A 22,179-nucleotide genomic window follows, 5' to 3' on the forward strand; every position below is an offset into this window, starting at 1 on the left:
GCTAAAAATCCAATGATTGCAGAAATAATAAAAAATAGTGCAGTAATTGGTTTGACTGACTTTGTATCTTCATTTACAGTTGCTTGACTTAAGATATGTACGTTTTCTAAGTTCATGAGTGTTTTGATTTCTTCTTGGAATGTTGTAGCCAATGTATTTGCTAATGCAGCTGCTTTTTCTGGCGTTTTCTCTTCAGCTAAAATGGTTAGTATTTGTGAATTAATACTTGATTGAATTTCAACTTTTTGGCTGATTTCTCCTTTTTTATACGTTTCGTCCAGTGAACCATTAACCTTAGTTAAGATACGATTACTTTTCATTAAATATTTATATGTTTCAATCAGTCGTAAATTCGCATCAATTTCTCCACTCGACACGACATTTGCAGTCGTGAAATTCACAAGAACGTCTGTCTTTGCTTCAAATTTTGGAGGAATAGCAAAACTCGAAAATCCACCAATTAGGGTTATATAAAAAGTGACCAGCAATATGACTTTCTTCTTCTTTTTAAACAATCGAATAAAATCACGTATTTCCATTGTTCGATTCATGAACTTTAATAAGCCCCCTTGCCTTTATAAATTGCCACAAATGTAAGGATGAAAATTTTCATGTCTAATTTAAATGAACAATTTTCAATGTAAAATAAATCATGTTCTATTTTATGCCCATGACAAGAATCTGCTCGCCCATTTACTTGAGCCCATCCAGTCAATCCAGGTTTCAATAACAAACGTTTCCTTTGCTTTTCGTTATACCACTGTGTTATTTCTGGTACTTCCGGCCGAGGTCCAATCAAACTCATTTCACCTCGTAACACATTGAAGAGTTGGGGTATCTCATCAATACTGCTTTTTCTTAAAAACATTCCAATCTTTGTGATTTCTAAATTGTGAGCTGACTTAAAAATAAAATTATCTGGAACGCCATAGTTCCATTCGTGTTTAGGCTTGTTACTATTTATTTTATTGTGTTTCATGGTGCGGAATTTAAATATTTGAAAAGGTTGATTTGATTGTCCAATCCTGGTTTGTGTAAACAAAAGTGGTGTACCTGAAGACAAAAGTAAAAAGAGTGAGATGATTGGGTAAAGAGGTAATAGTAAGAGCAGCAAAATTAGAGAGACACACACGTCGAAACAGCGTTTACCATATCGCTCATAAATAAACGGTTCAATTGTCACATGCAATAATGAACGAATTCTTTCCAGACCTTACACTCCTCTGTCTTTTTTGAGATTTTATTTATAATTTTAGATTTCAACATGCCTAGTTGATTGTATTCGGGGTTTTCCACAAGCAGAACTACTTATGACCTAGTGTCGTTATGAATCAAAAAAAATTTAAACATGTACAAGACGTTTGTAGTATGTTCTCTAATTCAAATGTACTTTATTTTGATAAAAGTTCCGTCCATACTTCTTTACATTTTTAATTTCGACAACAAAAAAGCACGTCTTTCGAAATTAATCGAAAGACGTGCTTTTTTGAAAAGATTATATCCACTTACATAAATCATGTAAATGGAGACGGTGGGAATCGAACCCGCGTCCAGAAACTCCAACACTTAAGCTTCTACGCGTGTATCTTGCCTATTAAATTTCGCGCAGCATTATGCCGACAAGCGGGCGTCTTGTGCGCTAACTTGAGAGTCTCTTGTTGGTAGCTCAAGTGGCACTACCAACCGTATCCCACTAAAAGTTGAGCTTTACCTAGACACATGGGCGATGGATGTATAGAGCAGATCCGAGCTTACGTTGCGAATGCTAAGTTGTTGTTTGTTTTACCTGTTATTATAAAGTCCGTTTTTACGGAGCCGAGTATCCGACGCGGAACTCAGGCTCAGACTATCCCTGTTCGAATCCATAACGTCCCCTTTTATGGAATAATATAAGCTTTACATTCGACATCACAAACGTACTATACTTAATGAAAGACATCTAAGAAACGGCAAGTGAAGTAAATGACAAAGTTCAGGAAATTGCAGCCATCTCAGAAGAATCAGCAGCAAGAATCAAAGAAGCATCTGCCACTACACAGACACAGGGCGGATAAATCATAACACAACCAAAGAGCCACGATCACCGAGTCATCCTCGGTAATCGCGGCTTTTTATATCTTCATTAATCGAATTCAATCAAATGGATACCTTTATGGAGCTTTAGATCAGATCAATAGTTAAGCTTCTATATACTTCTAGAGTTGTAGATCCTAAGATTTCATAGAAACTACTGTACCTTCTTTACGTTCTTTAGCATACTCAGCTGTAGCTGTGAACAGTACGTCAGAAGAAGAATTCAGTGCAGTTTCACAAGAATCTTGAACAACACCGATGATAAAACCAACAGCAACAACCTGCATTGCAATATCATTTGGAACTCCAAATAAATTACATGCTAGTGGGATAAGTAATAGTGATCCGCCTGCAACACCTGATGCACCTGCAGCAGAGATAGCTGCTACAACAGAAAGCATAAGTGCAGTCACAAAATCAACTTCAATACCAAGCGTATTTACTGTTGCAAGAGTTAGTACAGCAATTGTAACGGCTGCACCAGCCATATTAATTGTAGCACCTAGAGGGATTGACACTGCATAAGTATCCTCATCTAAGCCTAGTTTTTCACATAATTTCATATTTACCGGAATATTTGCAGCTGAACTACGTGTAAAGAATGCCGTAATACCACTTTCTCTTAAAACCATTAAAACAAGTGGATAAGGATTTTTTCGTGTATAGATGAATACGATTAACGGATTCACTACAAGTGCGATAAACAACATACATCCAACTAGAATTAAAATTAATCTACCGTAATCAAGTAAAGCAGAAAGACCACTTGTTACAATTGCACTAAAAACAAGCCCCATAATACCAAGCGGTGCTAAATTAATCACCCATTGTACTATTTTAGTGATTGCATCCGAAAAATTACCTAACATGTCTTTCGTATTTTGATTCGCATTTTTTAATGCAATCCCAAGAACGATTGCCCACATTAATATACCTAGATAGTTAGCATTTACTACTGCATCAATTGGATTAGCAACTAAGTTAAATAGTAATGTTTGAATAACTTCAACAATACCTTCTGGTGGAGATATGTCTCCTGCTCCTGTTGTCAGTGTTAATGTAACTGGGAACAAAAAGCTTGCAACTACAGCGACAGCCCCAGCTAGGAATGTACCAATAGCATAAAGACCAAGAATCGATTTCATATTCGTTTTCTTACCACTTTTATGTACGGCAATCGCATGCATCACTAAGAATAATACTAATATTGGTGCAACTGCCTTTAATGCACCGACAAATAAAGAACCGAAAATGGAGATCCAACTTGCGGCTTTAGGAACCGTTAAAGCTAAGATAAGACCGACAATAATACCAATCATAATCCTTTTTACAAGGCTCACTTGATTCCATTTAACAAATAAATTTTTCATTCTACCATCCCCCAAAATTTTCTTAAAACACGCATAAAAAACGCACAATCACTTCTCCCCGTTAAAATAATGTGTACTTATTTTAACTTTAAATAGACTGATATTTTATTCTAACACAAATTTTTAGAATGTTATATCGATTTTTTTTGTTATATTTTAGGATATCTTATGAAAACCGTCCTTGTGTTAGCTGCAATTTTGGGAGCATATGGACAGGGCAGGGACATCATAAAACAACAAAAAAGCCACAATCCTGAATTATCTTCAGTAATTGTAGCTTTTAAAGTTTTACTTCATTGTTGATTGGAGCGAAGACCGGCGACTCCTGGGGGAATAGCATGAGCAGAAGACCCCGCAGAGAGCGTTAGCGAATAAGGAGGCTGAAGCCATGCCCCCGGAAAGCGTCCGGTCATAGCGGAAATCAACATGATGATTATTAAGATTCTTTTTACTAAAAAATCACTTATTTGAATGCCATTAGATGAAAAAACGTGCATTTAGGTGAAAAAGTAAAAACGTTCCAACGATTTTTCAGCACCTAATAGGGTACCGTCCTATACGCGAATTGGAAATATTAAAGACACCTGATTTTTTAGACACAAAAAAACCTCCTAATCATAATTGATTTAGAAGGTTCTTTGGTAATCTTTACAGTAAGACGAGAATGGAGATAAAATATTAAAATTCGTATCCCGTTCTTTTATGTCCCAGGAATACTTATAAGCATTCGCTGGGTTGTTGCTTTTATTAGGGTTTTGGATGACACTATTTCTAACTATAGGATAAAACTCACAATAATCGCTGATAATACGCTCACTAACGTTGCTCCGTATAAAAGTTTCAAGCCGAATCGTGCTACAACGTTTCCTTGTTTTTCATGAAGACCTTTTACAGCACCTGAGATGATGCCAATTGAAGTGAAGTTTGCAAATGAAACAAGGAAAACTGAAATGATTCCGATTGATCGTTCACTCAGATTTGACGCTAAATCATTTAATGAAAGCATCGCTACAAATTCGTTTGTAACTAGTTTGGTAGCCATAATACCGCCTGCTGTTACTGATTCTGAAACAGGGATACCCATTAAAATCGCAAATGGAGCAAAGACATATCCAATAATTGCTTGGAACGTGACTCCAAATATCATATCAAATAAGTTATTTATTCCTGCCATTAGTGCAACGAATCCAATTAACATCGCCGCAACCACGATTGCAACCTTGAATCCATCCATAATATATTCGCCAAGCATTTCAAAGAAGCTTTGTTTTTCTTCTTGCACAACAAGGAGATCTTCTTCATCGGTTACAGAGTAAGGATTAATGATTGAAGCAATGATGAATCCTCCAAATAAATTAATCACGATTGCAGTTACGACATATCTCGGTTCAATCATCGTCATATAAGCTCCGACAATAGACATCGATACTGTAGACATCGCTGATGCACTTAGTGTATATAGACGTTGAGGGGATAATTGTCCAAGCTGTTTTTTTACAGTAATAAATACTTCAGATTGTCCAACAATAGCAGATGCTACTCCATTGTAAGATTCCAATTTACCCATGCCGTTTACTTTACTGATTGCCCAGCCAAGCCATTTCATAATGAAAGGAAGAACCTTAATGTGCTGCAGAATTCCAATCAGAGCCGAAATGAATACGATTGGAAGTAAAGCAGTTAAGAAGAAAGGAGCTTGTCCTTCATTCGCAATGCCGGCAAATACAAAATTGATTCCTTCATTAGCGTAATCTAGTAATTTTGTAAACACAGCTGCGATTCCCTCAATAAGAATCAATCCAAATTTGGTATTCAGTAATATAAAGGTTAATATTAACTGAATTATGATCATCTGGATAATTGGTCTTATTTTTATTTCTTTACGATTGTTACTTGCAACCCAGGCAAGACCCAGAACAACAATTATGCCTACGATTGAGATTAAATAATTCATTTAATGCCTCCACAAAGTTGTATTATTAAAAGGTTGAACGTCTGACCATTCAACTTACTTAATAAGTATACATTTATAACTTATCATGTCCATATACTATTTATTAAATGTTACCCATGTTGATAAAGGAATATTATATTTTAGGATTGCGGTTCCACATTTTTGTAACAATTTGACCGTCATTCATTTGCAGCCTACCTACAAGTCTAAATTTATAAGTACCAATTATCTCAGCTTGAAGGCAAGATAACGCAAACAAAAAGCAGAAGATAAAACAGACGACAAATAAAGTTGTCTGTTTTTATTGTGTACATTTTTCAGCATATTTACAAAATGGAACCAAAGGATGAACATAATAAACGTACTATTTTTCTTGATGGGCATTGTCTGGATGATATTTGGAATAGTTTTCGATGCACACGTTACGAAGAAAGCAAAAGAAGAAGCAATAACTGAAGTTCGCCAGCTACATTGAATGTAGTAGGTGACTACGCTTTGACTACGTTCGGTTAATACTCATTGAAACTAGATGATATAGACAAAAAGAAAAAACCCTTGAATACCAAGGGTTTTGACACTGTATGAAATCATCTGATTTCGTAATATGGAGACGGCGGGAATCGAACCCGCGTCCAGAAACTCCAACACTTAAGCTTCTACGCGTGTATCTTGCCTATTAAATTTCACGCAGCATTATGCCGACAAGCGGGCGTCTTGTGCGCTAACTTGGAAATCTCTTATCGTCGACTCAAGTCGCACCGACGATCGTATCCCACTAAAAGTGAGCTCGTACATGACCACATGGGCGATGGCCAAGACAAGCAACATCGTCAGCTTACGCTGCGAATGCTAGGTTTTGGTTTTTGCCAGTTATTATAAAGTGCCGTTGATACGGAGCCGAGCCCTCCGACGCGCAACTTAAGCTCAGACCATCCCTGTCGAATCCGTAACGTCCCCTTAATATAGGATGATCAAAAAGGCATGCTCAAAAATTAGCTAAGCTAGTTTTTGTTCCTCCTTGAACTCTTAATGGAAGTTCGGGTGAACTACATGTACATCTGGCAAGTTGTATTCTTATTATAAGACAAAAATGGTCAAACTTCAAGTAGTTTCATTCTTGGTTACGAGATTTGAAGGCACGTTCGATATCACGCTTCGCTTCTTTTTTCTTTAAATCATCACGTTTGTCGTAATTCTTTTTCCCTTTTCCTAAGCCAATTAACACTTTAGCAAAGCCATCTTTTAAATACATTTTGATTGGAATAATCGAAAAACCATCTTGTTTTGATAAACCTATTAACTCGTTAATTTGTTTTTTATGAAGTAATAGTTTACGAGAGCGCAACGGTTCATGATTAAACCGATTTCCTTGCTCATAAGGACTGATATGCATATTCGAAATCCACGCTTCGTTGTTTCTAATGCGCACGAACGCATCCTTTAATTGAACTTTCCCTTTACGTACTGATTTTATTTCGGTTCCTTGGAGCACAATTCCTGCTTCCATTGTTTCCTCAATAAAATAATCATGATTCGCTTTTTTATTTTGCGAAACCACTTTTCCTTCGCCTTTTGGCATCTGATTTCACCCCACTGTTTAGAAGAGAGCGGCTACTCGCCGCTCCATTTTCTTACTTTTTCTTTCTTTTACGACCTTGACCCTGTTGTTTCTTCGCAATGCCTTCATAAAACTTTTTCTTTTGTTTTACTTCTTTTTTCTGACCAGGCTTAGAATTGTCCGATGAGCGTCTTCCTGAACCTTCTTTACGGGTTGCATGAAAGACTTTTGGTGCTTCTTTACGTGTACGTTGGAAAGCTTTAGTCATACCGACGATTTCAAAATCGATTGCAGATTCTTCAGGTTTTACAGCAGTAACACGAACCGTTACTTCATCACCAATACGATACTGTTTGCCTGCACGTTCACCTATCATCATCATTTGACGATCATCAAAACGATAATAATCATCCGTCATATTACTAACGTGAACAAGTCCTTCAATAGTATTCGGAAGCTCAATAAACATCCCGAAGTTTGTGATTGAACTAACAATCCCTTCAAACTCTTCGCCAATTTTATCTAACATGAATTGTGCTTTTTTCAGTGATTCAGTATCTCGTTCTGCTTCCACTGCACGGCGTTCACGATCTGACGTATGATCAGCAATTTCAGGCATAACTGCATCCCAATGAGCTACAGTCGGTTTCGATACATCCCCATTAATTAAGTACGTGCGAATCAATCGGTGCACAATTAAATCAGGATAGCGACGTATTGGTGATGTGAAATGCGTATAATAATCGGTTGATAAACCAAAGTGACCAAGACTCTCCGAGTAATAACGAGCTTGTTGCAATGAACGAAGCATCATCGTCGAGATTACAGGTTCTTCAGGCATTCCTTGAATTGACTCTACAATTTCTTGTAAAGCTCTTGGGTGAATTTCATTACCAGATCCTTTAACAACTAATCCGAAGTTCGTAATGAATTCGAAGAAGCGTTGAAGTTTCTCAGGTTTTGGATCTTCATGTATACGATAAATAAATGGAACTTCCATCCAGTGGAAATGTTCAGCCACTGTTTCGTTAGCCGCTAACATGAACTCTTCAATCAAACGTTCAGCCACAGTACGTTCTCGAATCACAACATCTGTCGGCCAACCTTTCTCGTCTACAATGACTTTTGATTCTTTAAAATCAAAATCGATAGCTCCACGTTTTGCACGTTTTTCGCGCAAAATTGTAGCAAGTTCAGCCATTAGTTCAAACATCGGAACTAAATCACGGTAACGTTCAATCAACGCCTCATCTTTTTCTTCCACAATCTTATAGACATCTGTATACGTCATACGCTCTTTTGTTTTGATTACACTTTGGAAAATTTGGTGTGAAACCACGTTCCCTGTACCATCTATAACCATTTCACATGATAAAGTTAATCGATCTACTTTCGGATTCAATGAACATATACCATTAGATAATCGATGTGGTAGCATTGGAATTACTCGGTCTGTTAAATAAACACTTGTCGCACGATCATAACCTTCTGTGTCCATTGGTGAGCCTTCAGTTACGTAATGACTAACATCCGCAATGTGAACGCCAAGTTTATATGTACCATCCGGATTTTTCGTAACCGTAACAGCGTCATCCAAGTCTTTTGCATCCGCACCATCAATCGTCACGATAACTTCATCTCTCAAATCGCGTCGGCCTTCTAAATCGGCCTCATCAATTTCATCGGGAACAGCATTTGCTTGATCGATAACTTCTTGTGGGAAATCAATTTCGATGCCATGTTTATGAATGATCGATAAAATATCTACACCTGGATCATTTTTATGACCAAGAATTTGTGTGACCATTCCAGTTGCCGATTTACGTCCTTCTGGCCATCCCGTAATCTCTACAACTACTTTATGTCCATCAGCCGCGCCAAGAGTATCTTCTTTTGCAATAAAAATATCCATTGAGATTTTTTTATCATCTGGAAGAACAAAGCCAAAACCTTTGTTGTCTTGGAACTGACCCACCACTTTAGAAATACCGCGTTCTGCAATTTTTGTAATAGATCCTTCTCGACGGTCTCCTGAACTAGCAGTTGAAACCCGGACCAAGACGATATCGCCGTTCATTGCTCCGTTTACTTCAGTTGGAGGAATAAAAATATCATCCATCCCTGCTTCATCCGGTGCAACAAATCCAAATCCTTTTGCGTGACCAATAAATTTACCTCTTAGTAAATTCATTCTTTCAGGAACACCATAGCGATTTGATTTTGAGCGAATCACATATCCTTTTTCTTCTAGACGTACTAATGTCTTAACTAACTCTTTAAATTCATCTGCATCTTCAAAACCAAACTGACTTTCAATTTCTTGGACAGTCAATGGATGATATTCTTCTTCACGCATGAAATCAAGTAAACGTTGTTGTAAATTATGTTCCATCTTTCATCCCTCCTTATTATAGCGTGTGCGAGTGAGGCGGTTTTTACTCCTGCCACTCTAGTGTCTGTAAAAATTCTAATATATCTTCATGTAATTGCTCTTTTTCTTTATCGAGTGTTATCACATGACCTGATTTTTCATACCATTTTATACGTTTTTCAAATGACTCTGCCTCGTCATGAATGATATTAGCCGAGTTTACTTCTATGACGGTATCTTGACGGCCTTGGACAACAAACAATGGAGCATACACATGATCCACATGGTCACGAACGTCATAAACTAGGTTTCGTAATTCTGGTAATGAATCCATCGACTTACGTTGAAGAGCTTCTACTTCTTCTTCGATAAGTGATAGGTCTTTTCCTTCATAACGCTTATAATCTCTTGCATATTTAATAACACCTTCATACATAAGTTCTGTCGTTTTCATCGACATAGGTGCACACATCGTCACAATTCCCTTTACAGGTAAGGTATACCCTAATTTTAATGAAAAGACACCGCCTAATGATAATCCAGCAACTGCAATTTCTTCATAGCCTGCAGCTTTTAATTGATCATATCCGCGCATCACATCTTTCCACCAATCCTTCGGTCCTGTCTGGATTAATTCTTCGGGTGGAACTCCATGTCCTTTATAATGAGGCGCCAGTGATGTATAGCCGTTTTTTTCTAAAAACCGACCAAGCATACGTACATCTGACGAATTCCCCGTAAAACCATGTAACAATAATACGGCTCTTTTACCCGCTTCAAAAAAGAACGGTTTGGGTTGCGCGATTCGCATTCAAAAAACCTCCAATAATAGAAAATAGCATAGCGTGCAGTATTAAACAACAATAGTTAATGCTGTTTCCAATTGAGTTTGTGATTAACTGGTTGTTGTTAAACCACACATATGTAAGTTATTCGTAATATCCAACTTATCCCAATGGCTATAAAAACAAGAAAACGCCTAACCAGTTCAGTCGGTCAGGCGGTTTGAATGTTGATTATAATTTGGTTACGGCAATTGCCAGAATAAAAAATAACACAGCTAATACAATCGTTACACGGTGCAAGACAAGATCAATTCCTCTTGCTTTTTGCTTCCCGAAAAGTTGCTCAGCTCCGCCCGAGATGGCACCTGATAAACCTGCACTTTTCCCTGATTGTAACAACACAACAACGATTAATGCTAGCGAAACGATGACGAGTAAAGTCAATAAAAACGCATGCATTTGTTCCACCTCCTGATCAGAAACATCACAACAAGAACTATTTTACCAAATTATAGAGACAAGTACAATAAGCTGAGAGAAATACATTAAGAATTCTGTCAGATAATTTGAAGAACAAGAGTTATTTAATAGATTTCATCTAATTTAAAATTTAATCGGCTTTGCCATAACTGTAAAAAAGCCGCACTTTCTTAAAGGAGTGTGCGGCTCACGTCTTTATTTTTTCAAGTTATAGAAAGTTTTCATTCCTAAATATTGAGCAGTTTCATAAAGTTGATCTTCAATGCGAAGTAACTGGTTGTATTTCGCAACGCGGTCAGATCGTGACGGTGCACCCGTTTTAATTTGGCCAGCGTTTGTAGCAACTGCGATATCAGCAATCGTTGAATCTTCAGATTCACCAGAGCGATGAGAAATTACTGTTGTATATCCAGCACGTTTCGCCATTTCAATCGCATCAAATGTTTCTGTTAAAGTACCGATTTGGTTAACTTTGATTAAGATTGAGTTAGCAACACCTTCTTCAATCCCTCTAGAAAGTTTCGTTGTGTTTGTAACGAATAAATCGTCACCAACTAGTTGAACACGATCGCCTAAGCGTTCTGTCAATAATTTATGTCCAGCCCAGTCATTTTCATCTAAACCATCTTCAATTGAAACGATCGGATATTTGTCGCAAAGCTCTTCATACCATGCAACCATTTCTGCAGACGTTTTGACGATTCCTTCACCAACTAGATGGTAGTTTCCATCTTCTTTATTGAAGAACTCAGAAGAGGCAACATCCATTGCAAGCAAAATTTCTTCGCCTGGTTTGTATCCTGCTTTTTCAATAGCAGTCAAAATCGTAGTGATCGCTTCTTCATTTGACGCTAAGTTAGGAGCGAATCCACCTTCATCTCCTACTGCTGTGTTCAATCCTTTATCTTTCAATACAGACTTCAAGTTATGGAAAATTTCAGCGCCCATTTGAAGTGCTTGGCGGAAAGTTTTTGCCCCTACTGGCATTACCATAAATTCTTGAATATCAACATTATTATCAGCATGAGCACCACCATTTAAGATGTTCATCATTGGAACTGGAAGTTGTTTCGCGTTAAAGCCACCTAAGTATTGGTATAACGGGATATCTAAAAAGTCAGCTGCTGCATGGGCAGTGGCAATTGAAACTCCAAGGATTGCGTTAGCTCCTAGTTTGCCTTTATTTTCAGTACCATCTAACTCAATCATCGCTTGATCTATTGATACTTGATCTAATACAGTGAATTTTTCTTCAAGTTCTTCTGCGATCACGACATTAACGTTTTCTACGGCTTTAAGCACTCCTTTACCGAGGTAACGATCTTTATCGCCATCACGTAGTTCTACGGCTTCATGTTCACCAGTAGAAGCGCCTGAAGGTACTATTGCACGACCAAAAGCGCCGCTTTCTGTAAATACTTCTACTTCAATAGTTGGATTTCCGCGAGAATCTAATACTTCACGAGCTTGTATTTGAGTAATAATTGGCATGTTTAAATCTCCTCAGCTTTCAGTAATGTTTTACCTGTCATTTCAGGCGGTTGACTAATTCCTAATAAGTGTAACATGGTTGGCGCAAGATCTGCTAAGATACCATCTTCACGTAAATCAATTCCATTTTTCGTTACAATTACAGGTACGGGATTCGTTGTGTGTGCAGTCATTGGTTCACCGGCAACCGTTAATACTTCATCTGAATTGCCATGATCTGCTGTGATAATAGCTGCCCCACCTTTAGCAATTAATGCATCAACTATACGTCCTAAACATTCATCGACTACTTCAATCGCACGAATAGTAGGCTCGAGCATCCCACTATGACCGACCATATCAGGATTTGCAAAGTTTAATAAAATCCCATCAAAACGGTCCGCAGAAATGGCTTCAAGTAACGCATCTGTAACTTCATAAGCGCTCATTTCGGGCTGTAAATCATAAGTGGCTACTTTTGGAGAATCAATTAAAATACGTTCTTCCCCTGGATAACGTTCTTCTCGTCCACCACTCATAAAGAAGGTAACATGAGGGAATTTCTCTGTTTCAGCAATACGTAATTGTGTTTTCCCATTAGCAGAAAGAACCTCGCCCACTGTGTTAACCAAGTTGTCACTTTCATAAGCGACAGAAGCCAAAACTTCTTCACTATAAGTTGTAAATGTCACAAATTTTAATTCTGTTGGGTGTTTGATACATAAAGAAAATGCTTGATCACAACTAGGGTTTGTTAAGACAGATGATAATTGAATTGCTCGATCTGGTCTAAAATTAAAGAAAATAACGGCATCTTGTGAATCAATCGTTGCAACAGGTTTTCCCTGCTCCTCAATAACAAACGGAAGAACAAATTCATCTGCCACGTTGCTATCATAAGAAGCTTTTACACCTGCTGCAGCTGATGAAGATCTTTCACCTTCCCCATCAACTAAAGCACGGTAGGCTTTTTCCACACGTTCCCATCGACGATCGCGATCCATAGCGTAATAACGTCCACTTATGGTCGCGAATTTCCCCACACCAATAGTAGCCATTTGTTTTTCAGTTTCTTCAATGTAAGAAAGTGCTGTTGTTGGACCAACATCGCGACCATCTAAAAATCCGTGAACAAATACGTCTTCAAGACCTTGTGATTTCGCCAACTGCAACAGTGCAAATAAATGCTCGTAATGCGAATGAACTCCACCGTCAGATAACAAACCTATTAAATGAAGTTTTGAATCATTTGCTTTCACATGTGCAATAGCTTCCATAAATGCAGAATTCTGAAAGAAGTCACCATCCACAATTGATTTATGGATTCTCGTTAAATTTTGATACACGATACGACCTGCACCAATATTTAAATGACCTACTTCTGAATTCCCCATTTGACCTTTAGGTAGTCCAACTGCGTTTCCTGAAGCAACTAAAGAAGCATGGGAATAGGTATTCCAGTAACGATCAAAGTTCGGCTTTTTAGCTTGTGCTACTGCATTGCCAAAAACTTCATTACGAAGTGCAAAACCATCCAGAATTATTAGAGCAACTGGTGTCTTAGACATTGGCACCAGCCTCCAATAATTTCAAGAACGATTCAGGCTGTAAACTTGCACCACCCACAAGAGCACCATCAATATGTTCCATTGTTAATAATTCTTCAATATTCTCTGGTTTAACAGAGCCACCATATTGAATTCGAACAGAATCAGACACTTGTTGTCCAAATAAAGACTCCACTTTAGAGCGAATCGCGCCACACACTTCATTAGCATTTTCGGATGTTGCTGTTTTACCTGTACCGATTGCCCATATGGGTTCATATGCAATAACCGTTTGTTTCACTTGAGCTTCAGTTAAGTCAGCTAGTGCTTGTTCTACTTGTCCTTCAACTTTTGAAGCCGTGCTACCTGCTTCACGCTCTTCAAGAGTTTCACCTACACAAACAATAGGTGTTAATGAATGGGCAAATGCCGCATGCACTTTCTTATTGACTGCTTCGTCTGTTTCATTGAAATATTCACGTCGTTCTGAGTGTCCTAAAATAACATATTCAACGCCTAAGTCTGCTAATTGAACCGGGCTAACTTCTCCAGTAAAAGCACCTTCGTTTTCAAAGTGCATTGTTTGAGCACCCACATGAACAGTTGATCCAGAGAGTGATTGGGTTAATTGTTCAAGAAAGAGTGGAGGTGCACAAATTACTGTATCCACTTTCACAGAATCTGGTGCTAAACCTTTTACTTCCTCAGCAAATTGTTTCGCCTCAGATAAAGTTTTATACATTTTCCAGTTGCCAGCAATGATGGGTTTTCGCATGCGAATTCCTCCTTAGTTTTGATCGTTTAGTGCCACAACTCCCGGTAGATCTTTGCCTTCCATGAACTCTAAAGAAGCTCCGCCACCAGTCGAAATGTGATCCATTTTATCAGCTACATTGAATTTTTCAACAGCAGCCGCTGAATCGCCCCCACCAATCACTGTATAAGCTTGTGTTGTTGCCATAGCATTTGCAACACCTTTCGTTCCTTCAGCAAATGGTGTCATTTCAAATACGCCCATTGGGCCATTCCAAATAATAAGTTTCGAATTGGCAATGACATCTGCATATTGAGCCGTTGTTTTTGGCCCGATATCCAGCCCCATCCAATCGGAAGGAATCGCATCAATATCGACTACTTTTGTTTCGGCATCTTTTGAAAATTCATTTGCAACTACAACGTCGATGGGCAAGTATAATTTCACACCTTTTTCTTTCGCTTTAGCGATAAATGATTTGGCTAAGTCAACTTTGTCTTCTTCAAGCAAAGATTTTCCAATATCATTCCCTTGTGCTTTAGAAAATGTGTAAGATAAGCCTCCACCAATTAATAGGTTGTCCACTTTGTCTAATAAATGATCGATAACACCAATTTTGTCTTTCACTTTTGCTCCACCAATAATAGCTGTAAATGGTCGTTCTGGTTCAGACAATGCTTTCCCCAAAACGTCTAATTCTTTTTCCATTAACAATCCTGAAACTGCTGGAATATGTTTGGCGATTCCTTCTGTTGATGCATGTGCACGATGTGCCGCTCCGAAAGCATCATTGACAAACACATCTGCTAGCTTAGCAAATTGCTCTGCTAAAGTTGCATCATTCTTTTCTTCACCTTTATGGAAACGAACATTTTCTAGTAACACAATGTCCCCTTGATCCATTCCAACAATTGTTTGTTCCACTGACTCGCCAACTGACTCGTCTAATTTCAGAACAGGTTTATGTAATAGCTCACTTAAGTGTTCACCCACCGCAGTTAAGCGTAACTCTTCAGTAACTTCTCCTTTTGGACGACCCATATGACTCGCCAAAATTACTTTTGCACCTTTTTCTACCAAGTGTTTAATAGTAGGAAGGGCTGCACGTATTCTTGTATCATCTGTAATTTTTCCGTCTTCCATAGGCACATTGAAATCTACACGGCAAAATACCCGCTTACCTGCCAAGTCTACTTGTTGCATTGTCTGTTTTTGTTTCATGAAGAATCTCCTCCTTCAAAATTTAAAAAAATAAGGAACGGAGGGTACCTCCGTTCCTTTTACCCCACTTTATTATAGAGGTTATTGACAATATTCGCTACTTTATCAAGAGCTTAGACATCTTATAAACCTTTACTAGACATGTGTAATGCAAGGTCGATACAACGAGTAGAGTAGCCAGTTTCATTATCATACCAAGACAATACTTTAACCATGTTTTTCTCTAGAACCATTGTCGATAATCCATCTACAGTTGATGAAGCGGCATTACCGTTATAGTCACGAGATACTAATGGCAATTCATTGTATTCCAAGAAACCATTTAACTCGTTTTCAGATGCTGATTTTAATGCAGCATTTACTTCTTCAGTTGTTACATCTGTATCAAGTTCTACTACTAAATCAACAAGTGATACGTTTGGCGTTGGTACTCGAACAGCCATTCCATCTAACTTGCCTTTTAATTCAGGTAGAACTAATGAAACTGCTGCTGCAGCTCCTGTTGATGTTGGAATCATTGATTCAGCTGCTGCACGAGCACGACGGTAATCTTCATGTGGCAAATCTAAAATACGTTGATCGTTTGTGTATGAATGAATCGTAGTCATCATACCGCGTTTAATTCCGAATTTCTCATGAAGAACTTTAGCAACTGGCGCTAAGCTATTTGTTGTACAAGATGCGTTTGAAACGACATGATCTGCTTCAGGATTATACGTTTCGTGATTAACACCCATAACGAACGTAGACATCCCACTCTTACCAGGTGAAGAAACGATAACTTTTTTAGCACCCGCTTCAATATGTTTTCCAGCAGATTCGTTGTCGCGGAATATTCCTGTTGCTTCAATAACAATATCAATTTCAAGATCTTTCCAAGGCAATACTGAAGGATCTTTTTCAGCATAAACACGTACTTGTTTGCCATTGACAATTAAATATTCGCCTTCTGAAGTTACTTCTGCATCAAAAACACCATGAATTGAGTCATATTTTAGTAAATGAGCTAGCATCGCTGCATTCGTTAAATCGTTAATCGCTACTACTTCTACTCCATCACGTTGTAATGCTTCGCGGAATACTACTCGCCCAATACGTCCAAATCCGTTAATTGCTAGTTTTAATGTCATTTATAATTCCTCCTAATTTTCATTACTCATAAGTTGAGTTAGTTTTTTTGCGGCACCTTCATCGGTAATTAATACTGTTTGATTAGGTGCATGTTTTAAATAAGATAATATGGCCGAAGCTTTAGAAGCTCCACCTGCTACAGCTAATAAATGTTGAGCATGTTTAAGTTGTTTTAATTGAATCCCTACCGTCCGAATACGATGAACAGCCTTCCCTTGCTCATTAAAGTAATAACCAAAGGCTTCTCCGACAGCTTCCTTCTGCAAAATAATATCAAGTTCTTCATTGCTAGAATTACGGCGTCTTGCCATTTCTTTTGCATCCCCAATACCGTGAATGACAATGTTGGTTTTATCATATAGGTCCATCATTTCTTTAATGACAGGCTCTTTAATCATTGTTTTGTAAGCTGTTTCACTTAAATGGTCTGGTAAGTACAACGTTCGAGATGTTCCACCTGCTTGGTTGGCGAATGCGGATGCAATATGATTTGCTTGCAATTCCACGTTCTCCCCAATTCCACCTCTCGCTGCAACAAACACTAAATTTTTAGGTTTAATATGCACAGATAAGTGGTTGGCTATTGCTGCAATTGTACTGCCACCTGTAACGGCAACAGTATCTTTATTTTTCGATAACAGCTCAAGCTGTTTTGCCGCTTCTTGTCCGATTAAGGATTTTGCAGGACTTTCGATTTCGCTGTCACCTGGAACGATGATTACTCGAGCTAATTTAAATGCTTTTTCAAGCTGTTTTTCCATATCGTATAATCCGGACCATTCATGAACCAAATCTTTTAAAACTTCTAACACACTCTTACCTTCTTGTGTAATTTCCATTCCATTTGCCAACACTTGGATTAACCCTTGTGCTCGCAAAATGTCTAACTCTCTTCTCGTCTCACGTTCAGTCGAATGGACAATTTCGCTTAATGCTCTACGTCCTATTCCTGTAGACAACTGAATCGTCATTAATAGTCGATATCTTTTTTGGAGAAGAGTCGTCATTTCTGGCAACAATTTCTGTTGTGCTCCTAGTAATTGTTCCATTGCATTCTCCCTTTTCGAAAAACTGCATCTTATTAACAATGCATCGGGACGTTTTTTGTCCCAGTAGTATAATTTTTGTCCCACTTGTAATATTAATATACTCTTCTTTATAAAAAAGTGCAAACAAAAAGACGTTTACGATGTAAACGCCTCTAACAATGTTGGATAATCAATTCGACCTTCTTGAATAATTTCCCCTTTACTCATAATTACAGGAATGCGTAGGAGATATTTCTCGTGTAGCTCATCATCTTCTTCAATATTAATTTCTTCGATTTCTAAGGAAATATCCTCTTTTACTAATTCAAGCATTAATTTAGCTTCTTCACATAATGGACAATTAGATCGCGAATAAAATTGAACTTTCATTATTAATCCTACCTTTCAAATCGTTTTCTTTTTGATGAACCAAAAATGCCAAGCTGTTCTCTATACTTTGCAATTACTCGTCGTGATAAATGTATTCGTTCTATAGAAAGTAAATCGACGATTCTTTGATCGGATAAAGGTTTGTTTTTGTCTTCATGTTCAATAAAAAATTGAATTCGTGTTTTCACATGAATTGCTGATACATCATCAACTGTTGGTTGCGAAAAAAAAGACTTTAATGCGACGATTCCAGTTTGCGTCTGAATATATTTTTCTCGAACAGCTCTGCTAACCGTTGACTCGTGTATTTCTAAACGTTCGGCTAAATCAGTCATAGTCATCGGTACTAAAAAAGATGCCCCATTCGTGAAATAGTTTTGTTGACTATGGACTATTTCCTGAATGATTCGTTGCAAAGTCGATTTTCGCCACTGTAATTGAAAGCTCATACTCTCGACTTCTTTTGTTTTTTTCAACACATATGCCTTTGTTTGTTTATCCATTTGCGATGAAAGCGTTTGTGAATAGGTTTTATCTACTTGTACTTGAGGAAAAGCGTGTCCATAATAATTGATAGTGCACTCATCTTTGTCAAATGATACATAGGCATCAGGTTGAATGTAAGCAACGTGATGTTGTGTAATTAATTGTAAAGGTGATGTTGAGAAGTTTGATAATGTATCCGCGATTTGTTGAATTTCTTCTAATGAAATATGTATCTTCTTCGCAAGCTCTTTCCACTTTTTAGAAATAAATAAGTCAAAATGTTTGGATACAATATTTATTGTATTCATTGATAATTTATGATGCATTGCTTGCAAGACTAATGCATGTTGTTTTGAGAATGCTCCTATCCCAATTGGCTCACAACGTTGAATGACTGCGATTGCTTCTTGAATTAACCATTCTGGTTTATTTGTCCAATTAGCATATTCTTCAACTGTACCAGTAAGGAAACCATCCTCGTCTAGATCATCGATGAGCCAGTGAACCAAATGTCTAAGTTCATCTGATAAATGATAGTCTATCAATTGTGCATATAGCAGGTCTTTAAAAGAAGAATGGATTGCTTGTTGTTGGACAAATTGAGGAGAAATAAGTGTCGGTCCTTTTGATCGTACTTTTAACCAAGGGTTCTCATCTTGCTTCTCTCTAAGAAATTGTTCTAGTTCATACGTCGAGAAATTTAAGATTTCAAGTGATTGGCGCAACGATTGAGTCATTGCTAATTTTTGTGTCTGTATTTGCAATTGACTTAAGTGTTGTTCCATTCAAATCCACCCCTTTGTTCTATTATACGAGACAAGGTCCTTTAAAGAAATGTGGACAATGGTCGATTTTACTAATAACACATGACTAAATCATGAAACAAAAAAACGAGTGGCAGATTTTAGCCACTCGCTGTTTTTTATTAAAATCCACGACCTGCTCCGCCACCGCCAGAAGAACCACCTCCACCACCACGGAAACCACCACCTCCGCCTCCGCCAAAACCGCCGCCGAATGAACCTGGTCCGATCATAGGAAAACCTCCACGACGACCACGAGATCCTGGTCCCATTCCCCCACCTCCACGATTTTTAAAAATCATATAAAGTACGAATAGGATGATAATAATCGTGATAAACGACATGGAACCTCCTCCACCGTCGCTACTACTTTTAGACTGCACAGGATTTACGTCTTCCCCATTCCACTCATATTCCTTAGCGATTTCTTGGTAAAAGACTTTCATCGTATTTAAGATGGCTAAATCAGCTTGGTCATTTTTCATATAAGGTACTGTAAACTCATCTAGGATTCGGCCAACTTTGCCATCTGGTAAGGCACCTTCCAGACCGTAGCCAACTTCTACCCACATCTCTCGAGAACCCATGTCGATGACAAGCAAGACGCCATTATTTTTCTCTGCATCTCCGAGTTTATATTCACGAAATGCTTGGTTTGCGAAGCTTTGAATGTCAGCACCGTCTAATGATTTTACTGTCAACACAGCAATTTGAGCACCTGTAGCATCATCTAAACGAGCTGCTAATTGATTAATCTCAGCTTTTTGTTCATCATTTAGCAAACCAGCAAAATCTTGCGTATAAATATCACCAACAGGTTGGGGTATTGTTGCCGCCTGAATCAATGGCGCAAACGTCAACAGAAAAAGAAGCGCCGTTCCTAGGAAAAGCGCAGCTTTTTTCATCACTCGCCATCTCCTCCAAAATCAACTTTTGGTGCATCTTTTGCAGCTGCATCAGCTTTAAAGTATTCTTTTTCGTCAAAGCCGAAAATCCCTGCAAGTAAAGCACCTGGGAATCGTTTTACTTTTCGATTAAAATCAGCAACTTCATTATTATAATCTTGTCTTGCCACCGATAATCGATTTTCCGTACCAGCTAATTCGTCCATCAATTGTCGGAAGTTCGCATCAGATTTAAGTTCAGGATAATTCTCCACAACAACTAATAATCGACTTAATGCACCTGATAATTCATCATTGGCTTGTGCTTGAGCTTGTGGAGAACCTGCTCCAGCCAATCGAGCCCTTGCTTCAGTAACACTATCAATTACATCTTTTTCTTGTTTCGCGAATCCTTTTACTGATTCCACTAAATTAGGAATTAAATCAAGTCGGCGTTGTAGTTGATTTTCCACTTGTGCATATGCTAGATCCACGTTTTCTTCGCCGTTCACGAATCCGTTATAACTAGGAATTAGCATAAGTGCTAATACGACAATAATACCCACTACTACATATAGAGGAACTAAACCTTTTTTCATTTTCTTCACCTCTTGGTTAGTATAGTCATTATCTACCTCTTTTAGAGATTATTAAAACATAAAAAAACAGCAGTGACTTCAACCGTCACTGCTGTCTTAATTTATTATTTTTTCAAGTCGCTACGAGAAATAATATGATCAACTAAACCATATTCTTTAGCGCGTTCAGCTGTCATGAAATTATCACGATCTGTGTCTTTCGCAATGACATCAACCGGTTGACCTGTACGTTCAGCCAAAATAGTGTTCAACTTATCACGTAAGAATAAAATACGTTTAGCAGCGATTTCAATTTCAGTCGCTTGCCCTTGAGCACCACCGAGTGGTTGGTGAATCATGACTTCAGAGTTTGGTAATGCATATCGTTTTCCTTTTGTTCCAGCAGCTAGTAAGAAAGCCCCCATTGATGCAGCCATACCGATACAGATTGTTTGAACATCAGGTTTAATAAATTGCATCGTGTCAAAAATCGCCATACCCGCTGTAATGCTGCCACCTGGGCTGTTAATGTAAATTGAAATGTCTTTTTCTGGATCATCTGCTTCTAGGAAAAGTAATTGAGCTACTATGGAGTTTGAAACATTGTCATCAATGCCACTACCTAGCATAATTACACGATCTTTAAGTAAACGAGAGTAAATGTCATAAGCACGTTCTCCACGGCTTGTTTGTTCAATAACTGTAGGAATTAAGTTCACTGAAATTTCCTCCTTCAAACATAAATTAATTTTCTTACATCCTGAGTTTCGTAAGTTGTTCTCAGTTGTTACTTTATCATATACAAGTTGGTCAAGGAAGGTCAAATATTATGCATAAAAAAGTAAAGTTGTATTGTTGCTCTTCTCTTTGTATAATAGAAAAGTCGCCTGCCCTCGTGGTGCAATGGATAGCACGTGAGCCTCCGAAGCTTTAGATGTGAGTTCGATTCTCGCCGAGGGCGTCATATATTTACAAAAAAGACCTTCGACAAAACTGTCGAAGGTCTTTTTTGCTACTTATTCTTCATTTCCAACCATTGCGACTAATCCGGAAACTGCTTGTTCTTCATCCGATCCGTCAGCACTGATAACAACTGATGACCCTTTGCTAATAGCTAAGCTCATAATGCCCATAATACTTTTCGCATTAACTTTTTTGGTCTCTTTTTGTAGATACACATCTGCTTGATAACGATTTGCTTCCTGTACAAAAAGAGCAGCTTGTCTTGCTTGTAATCCTGATTTTAATCCTACTTGTACTTGTTTTTCCACCATTCGTTCATGCCCCCTATGCTCT

General features: G+C 38.0%; 19 protein-coding genes, 1 tRNA gene, 2 other RNA genes and 1 pseudogene. 1 reads left to right on the top strand and 22 read right to left on the bottom strand.

Features of this window, described 5'->3' with window-relative positions:
- Positions 1-302 precede the first annotated feature (302 nt).
- The 21 genes and pseudogenes from C8K15_RS21305 to clpP form a co-directional block, all read right to left on the bottom strand.
- Positions 303-551: pseudogene (locus tag C8K15_RS21305) on the bottom strand (Wzz/FepE/Etk N-terminal domain-containing protein); the annotation flags it as partial.
- A 5-nt stretch (positions 552-556) separates the two neighbouring features.
- Positions 557-1,183 (bottom strand): sugar transferase, encoded by a 627-nt coding sequence (locus C8K15_RS04010; RefSeq protein WP_108585281.1) that lies wholly within the window; start codon positions 1,181-1,183, stop codon positions 557-559.
- A gap of 337 nt (positions 1,184-1,520) precedes the next feature.
- Positions 1,521-1,875: a transfer-messenger RNA gene (gene ssrA, locus C8K15_RS04015) on the bottom strand.
- 335 nt (positions 1,876-2,210) lie between these two features.
- Positions 2,211-3,443 carry a serine/threonine transporter SstT gene (gene sstT / locus C8K15_RS04020; RefSeq protein ID WP_108585150.1) on the bottom strand — a complete coding sequence of 411 codons (1,233 nt, stop codon included), beginning with the start codon at positions 3,441-3,443 and terminating at the stop codon, positions 2,211-2,213.
- Between the two features lie 775 nt (positions 3,444-4,218).
- Positions 4,219-5,397: a NupC/NupG family nucleoside CNT transporter gene (locus C8K15_RS04030; RefSeq protein ID WP_108585152.1), complete on the bottom strand. Its 1,179-nt coding sequence runs from the start codon at positions 5,395-5,397 to the stop codon at positions 4,219-4,221.
- A 602-nt stretch (positions 5,398-5,999) separates the two neighbouring features.
- Positions 6,000-6,354, bottom strand: a transfer-messenger RNA (tmRNA) gene (ssrA, locus tag C8K15_RS04035).
- A 154-nt stretch (positions 6,355-6,508) separates the two neighbouring features.
- Positions 6,509-6,976, bottom strand: a complete 468-nt coding sequence (gene smpB / locus C8K15_RS04040) for an SsrA-binding protein SmpB (protein WP_108585153.1) — start codon at positions 6,974-6,976, stop codon at positions 6,509-6,511.
- Between the two features lie 52 nt (positions 6,977-7,028).
- Positions 7,029-9,347, bottom strand: a complete 2,319-nt coding sequence (gene rnr, locus C8K15_RS04045) for a ribonuclease R (RefSeq protein ID WP_108585154.1) — start codon at positions 9,345-9,347, stop codon at positions 7,029-7,031.
- Between the two features lie 43 nt (positions 9,348-9,390).
- Positions 9,391-10,137, bottom strand: coding sequence for an alpha/beta hydrolase (locus C8K15_RS04050; RefSeq protein WP_108585155.1), 747 nt, complete (start codon positions 10,135-10,137; stop codon positions 9,391-9,393).
- Between the two features lie 205 nt (positions 10,138-10,342).
- The gene (secG, locus tag C8K15_RS04055) at positions 10,343-10,570 is read right to left on the bottom strand and encodes a preprotein translocase subunit SecG (protein ID WP_016429075.1); all 228 of its coding nucleotides are present in this window, start codon (positions 10,568-10,570) and stop codon (positions 10,343-10,345) included.
- 216 nt (positions 10,571-10,786) lie between these two features.
- The gene (eno, locus tag C8K15_RS04060) at positions 10,787-12,082 is read right to left on the bottom strand and encodes a phosphopyruvate hydratase (RefSeq protein WP_108585156.1); all 1,296 of its coding nucleotides are present in this window, start codon (positions 12,080-12,082) and stop codon (positions 10,787-10,789) included.
- Between the two features lie 2 nt (positions 12,083-12,084).
- Positions 12,085-13,629 (bottom strand): 2,3-bisphosphoglycerate-independent phosphoglycerate mutase, encoded by a 1,545-nt coding sequence (gene gpmI / locus C8K15_RS04065; protein WP_108585157.1) that lies wholly within the window; start codon positions 13,627-13,629, stop codon positions 12,085-12,087.
- The gene (gene tpiA, locus C8K15_RS04070) at positions 13,622-14,383 is read right to left on the bottom strand and encodes a triose-phosphate isomerase (protein ID WP_108585158.1); all 762 of its coding nucleotides are present in this window, start codon (positions 14,381-14,383) and stop codon (positions 13,622-13,624) included. Before tpiA ends, gpmI begins: the two co-directional genes overlap by 8 nt.
- A 12-nt stretch (positions 14,384-14,395) precedes the next feature.
- On the bottom strand, positions 14,396-15,583 hold the full coding sequence (locus tag C8K15_RS04075) for a phosphoglycerate kinase (protein ID WP_108585159.1): 1,188 nt from the start codon (positions 15,581-15,583) through the stop codon (positions 14,396-14,398).
- 122 nt (positions 15,584-15,705) lie between these two features.
- The gene (gene gap, locus C8K15_RS04080) at positions 15,706-16,713 is read right to left on the bottom strand and encodes a type I glyceraldehyde-3-phosphate dehydrogenase (RefSeq protein WP_108585160.1); all 1,008 of its coding nucleotides are present in this window, start codon (positions 16,711-16,713) and stop codon (positions 15,706-15,708) included.
- Between the two features lie 12 nt (positions 16,714-16,725).
- Positions 16,726-17,763 (bottom strand): sugar-binding transcriptional regulator, encoded by a 1,038-nt coding sequence (locus C8K15_RS04085; RefSeq protein WP_108585161.1) that lies wholly within the window; start codon positions 17,761-17,763, stop codon positions 16,726-16,728.
- Positions 17,764-17,898: 135 nt separating this feature from the next.
- Positions 17,899-18,132: a glutaredoxin family protein gene (locus C8K15_RS04090; protein WP_108585162.1), complete on the bottom strand. Its 234-nt coding sequence runs from the start codon at positions 18,130-18,132 to the stop codon at positions 17,899-17,901.
- Positions 18,133-18,140: 8 nt separating this feature from the next.
- Positions 18,141-19,403, bottom strand: coding sequence for an RNA polymerase factor sigma-54 (gene rpoN / locus C8K15_RS04095; protein ID WP_108585163.1), 1,263 nt, complete (start codon positions 19,401-19,403; stop codon positions 18,141-18,143).
- A gap of 140 nt (positions 19,404-19,543) precedes the next feature.
- Positions 19,544-20,326: a TPM domain-containing protein gene (locus tag C8K15_RS20540; RefSeq protein ID WP_108585164.1), complete on the bottom strand. Its 783-nt coding sequence runs from the start codon at positions 20,324-20,326 to the stop codon at positions 19,544-19,546.
- Positions 20,326-20,904 carry a LemA family protein gene (locus C8K15_RS04105; RefSeq protein ID WP_108585165.1) on the bottom strand — a complete coding sequence of 193 codons (579 nt, stop codon included), beginning with the start codon at positions 20,902-20,904 and terminating at the stop codon, positions 20,326-20,328. The genes C8K15_RS20540 and C8K15_RS04105 overlap by 1 nt, the downstream gene beginning before the upstream one ends.
- Positions 20,905-21,008: 104 nt before the next feature.
- Positions 21,009-21,602 carry an ATP-dependent Clp endopeptidase proteolytic subunit ClpP gene (gene clpP / locus C8K15_RS04110; RefSeq protein WP_108585166.1) on the bottom strand — a complete coding sequence of 198 codons (594 nt, stop codon included), beginning with the start codon at positions 21,600-21,602 and terminating at the stop codon, positions 21,009-21,011.
- A gap of 170 nt (positions 21,603-21,772) precedes the next feature.
- Here clpP and C8K15_RS04115 point away from each other — a divergent pair.
- Positions 21,773-21,844: transfer RNA gene (locus C8K15_RS04115), tRNA-Arg, on the top strand.
- Positions 21,845-21,899: 55 nt separating this feature from the next.
- On the opposite strand, the gene C8K15_RS04120 is transcribed toward C8K15_RS04115, so the two are convergent.
- Positions 21,900-22,157, bottom strand: a complete 258-nt coding sequence (locus C8K15_RS04120) for an HPr family phosphocarrier protein (protein ID WP_108585167.1) — start codon at positions 22,155-22,157, stop codon at positions 21,900-21,902.
- Positions 22,158-22,179: the final 22 nt, after the last annotated feature.

Origin of the sequence: Paenisporosarcina sp. OV554, assembly GCF_003058165.1 — a bacterium.
GTDB lineage: Bacteria > Bacillota > Bacilli > Bacillales_A > Planococcaceae > Paenisporosarcina.

Coding starts and splice junctions, on each gene's coding strand:
- sstT (WP_108585150.1), bottom strand. CDS start 3,443: ATGAAAAATTTATTTGTTAAATGGAATCAAGTGAGCCTTGTAAAAAGG.
- C8K15_RS04030 (WP_108585152.1), bottom strand. CDS start 5,397: ATGAATTATTTAATCTCAATCGTAGGCATAATTGTTGTTCTGGGTCTT.
- smpB (WP_108585153.1), bottom strand. CDS start 6,976: ATGCCAAAAGGCGAAGGAAAAGTGGTTTCGCAAAATAAAAAAGCGAAT.
- rnr (WP_108585154.1), bottom strand. CDS start 9,347: ATGGAACATAATTTACAACAACGTTTACTTGATTTCATGCGTGAAGAA.
- C8K15_RS04050 (WP_108585155.1), bottom strand. CDS start 10,137: ATGCGAATCGCGCAACCCAAACCGTTCTTTTTTGAAGCGGGTAAAAGA.
- secG (WP_016429075.1), bottom strand. CDS start 10,570: ATGCATGCGTTTTTATTGACTTTACTCGTCATCGTTTCGCTAGCATTA.
- eno (WP_108585156.1), bottom strand. CDS start 12,082: ATGCCAATTATTACTCAAATACAAGCTCGTGAAGTATTAGATTCTCGC.
- gpmI (WP_108585157.1), bottom strand. CDS start 13,629: ATGTCTAAGACACCAGTTGCTCTAATAATTCTGGATGGTTTTGCACTT.
- tpiA (WP_108585158.1), bottom strand. CDS start 14,383: ATGCGAAAACCCATCATTGCTGGCAACTGGAAAATGTATAAAACTTTA.
- C8K15_RS04075 (WP_108585159.1), bottom strand. CDS start 15,583: ATGAAACAAAAACAGACAATGCAACAAGTAGACTTGGCAGGTAAGCGG.
- gap (WP_108585160.1), bottom strand. CDS start 16,713: ATGACATTAAAACTAGCAATTAACGGATTTGGACGTATTGGGCGAGTA.
- C8K15_RS04085 (WP_108585161.1), bottom strand. CDS start 17,763: ATGGAACAATTACTAGGAGCACAACAGAAATTGTTGCCAGAAATGACG.
- C8K15_RS04090 (WP_108585162.1), bottom strand. CDS start 18,132: ATGAAAGTTCAATTTTATTCGCGATCTAATTGTCCATTATGTGAAGAA.
- rpoN (WP_108585163.1), bottom strand. CDS start 19,403: ATGGAACAACACTTAAGTCAATTGCAAATACAGACACAAAAATTAGCA.
- C8K15_RS20540 (WP_108585164.1), bottom strand. CDS start 20,326: ATGAAAAAAGCTGCGCTTTTCCTAGGAACGGCGCTTCTTTTTCTGTTG.
- C8K15_RS04105 (WP_108585165.1), bottom strand. CDS start 20,904: ATGAAAAAAGGTTTAGTTCCTCTATATGTAGTAGTGGGTATTATTGTC.
- C8K15_RS04120 (WP_108585167.1), bottom strand. CDS start 22,157: ATGGTGGAAAAACAAGTACAAGTAGGATTAAAATCAGGATTACAAGCA.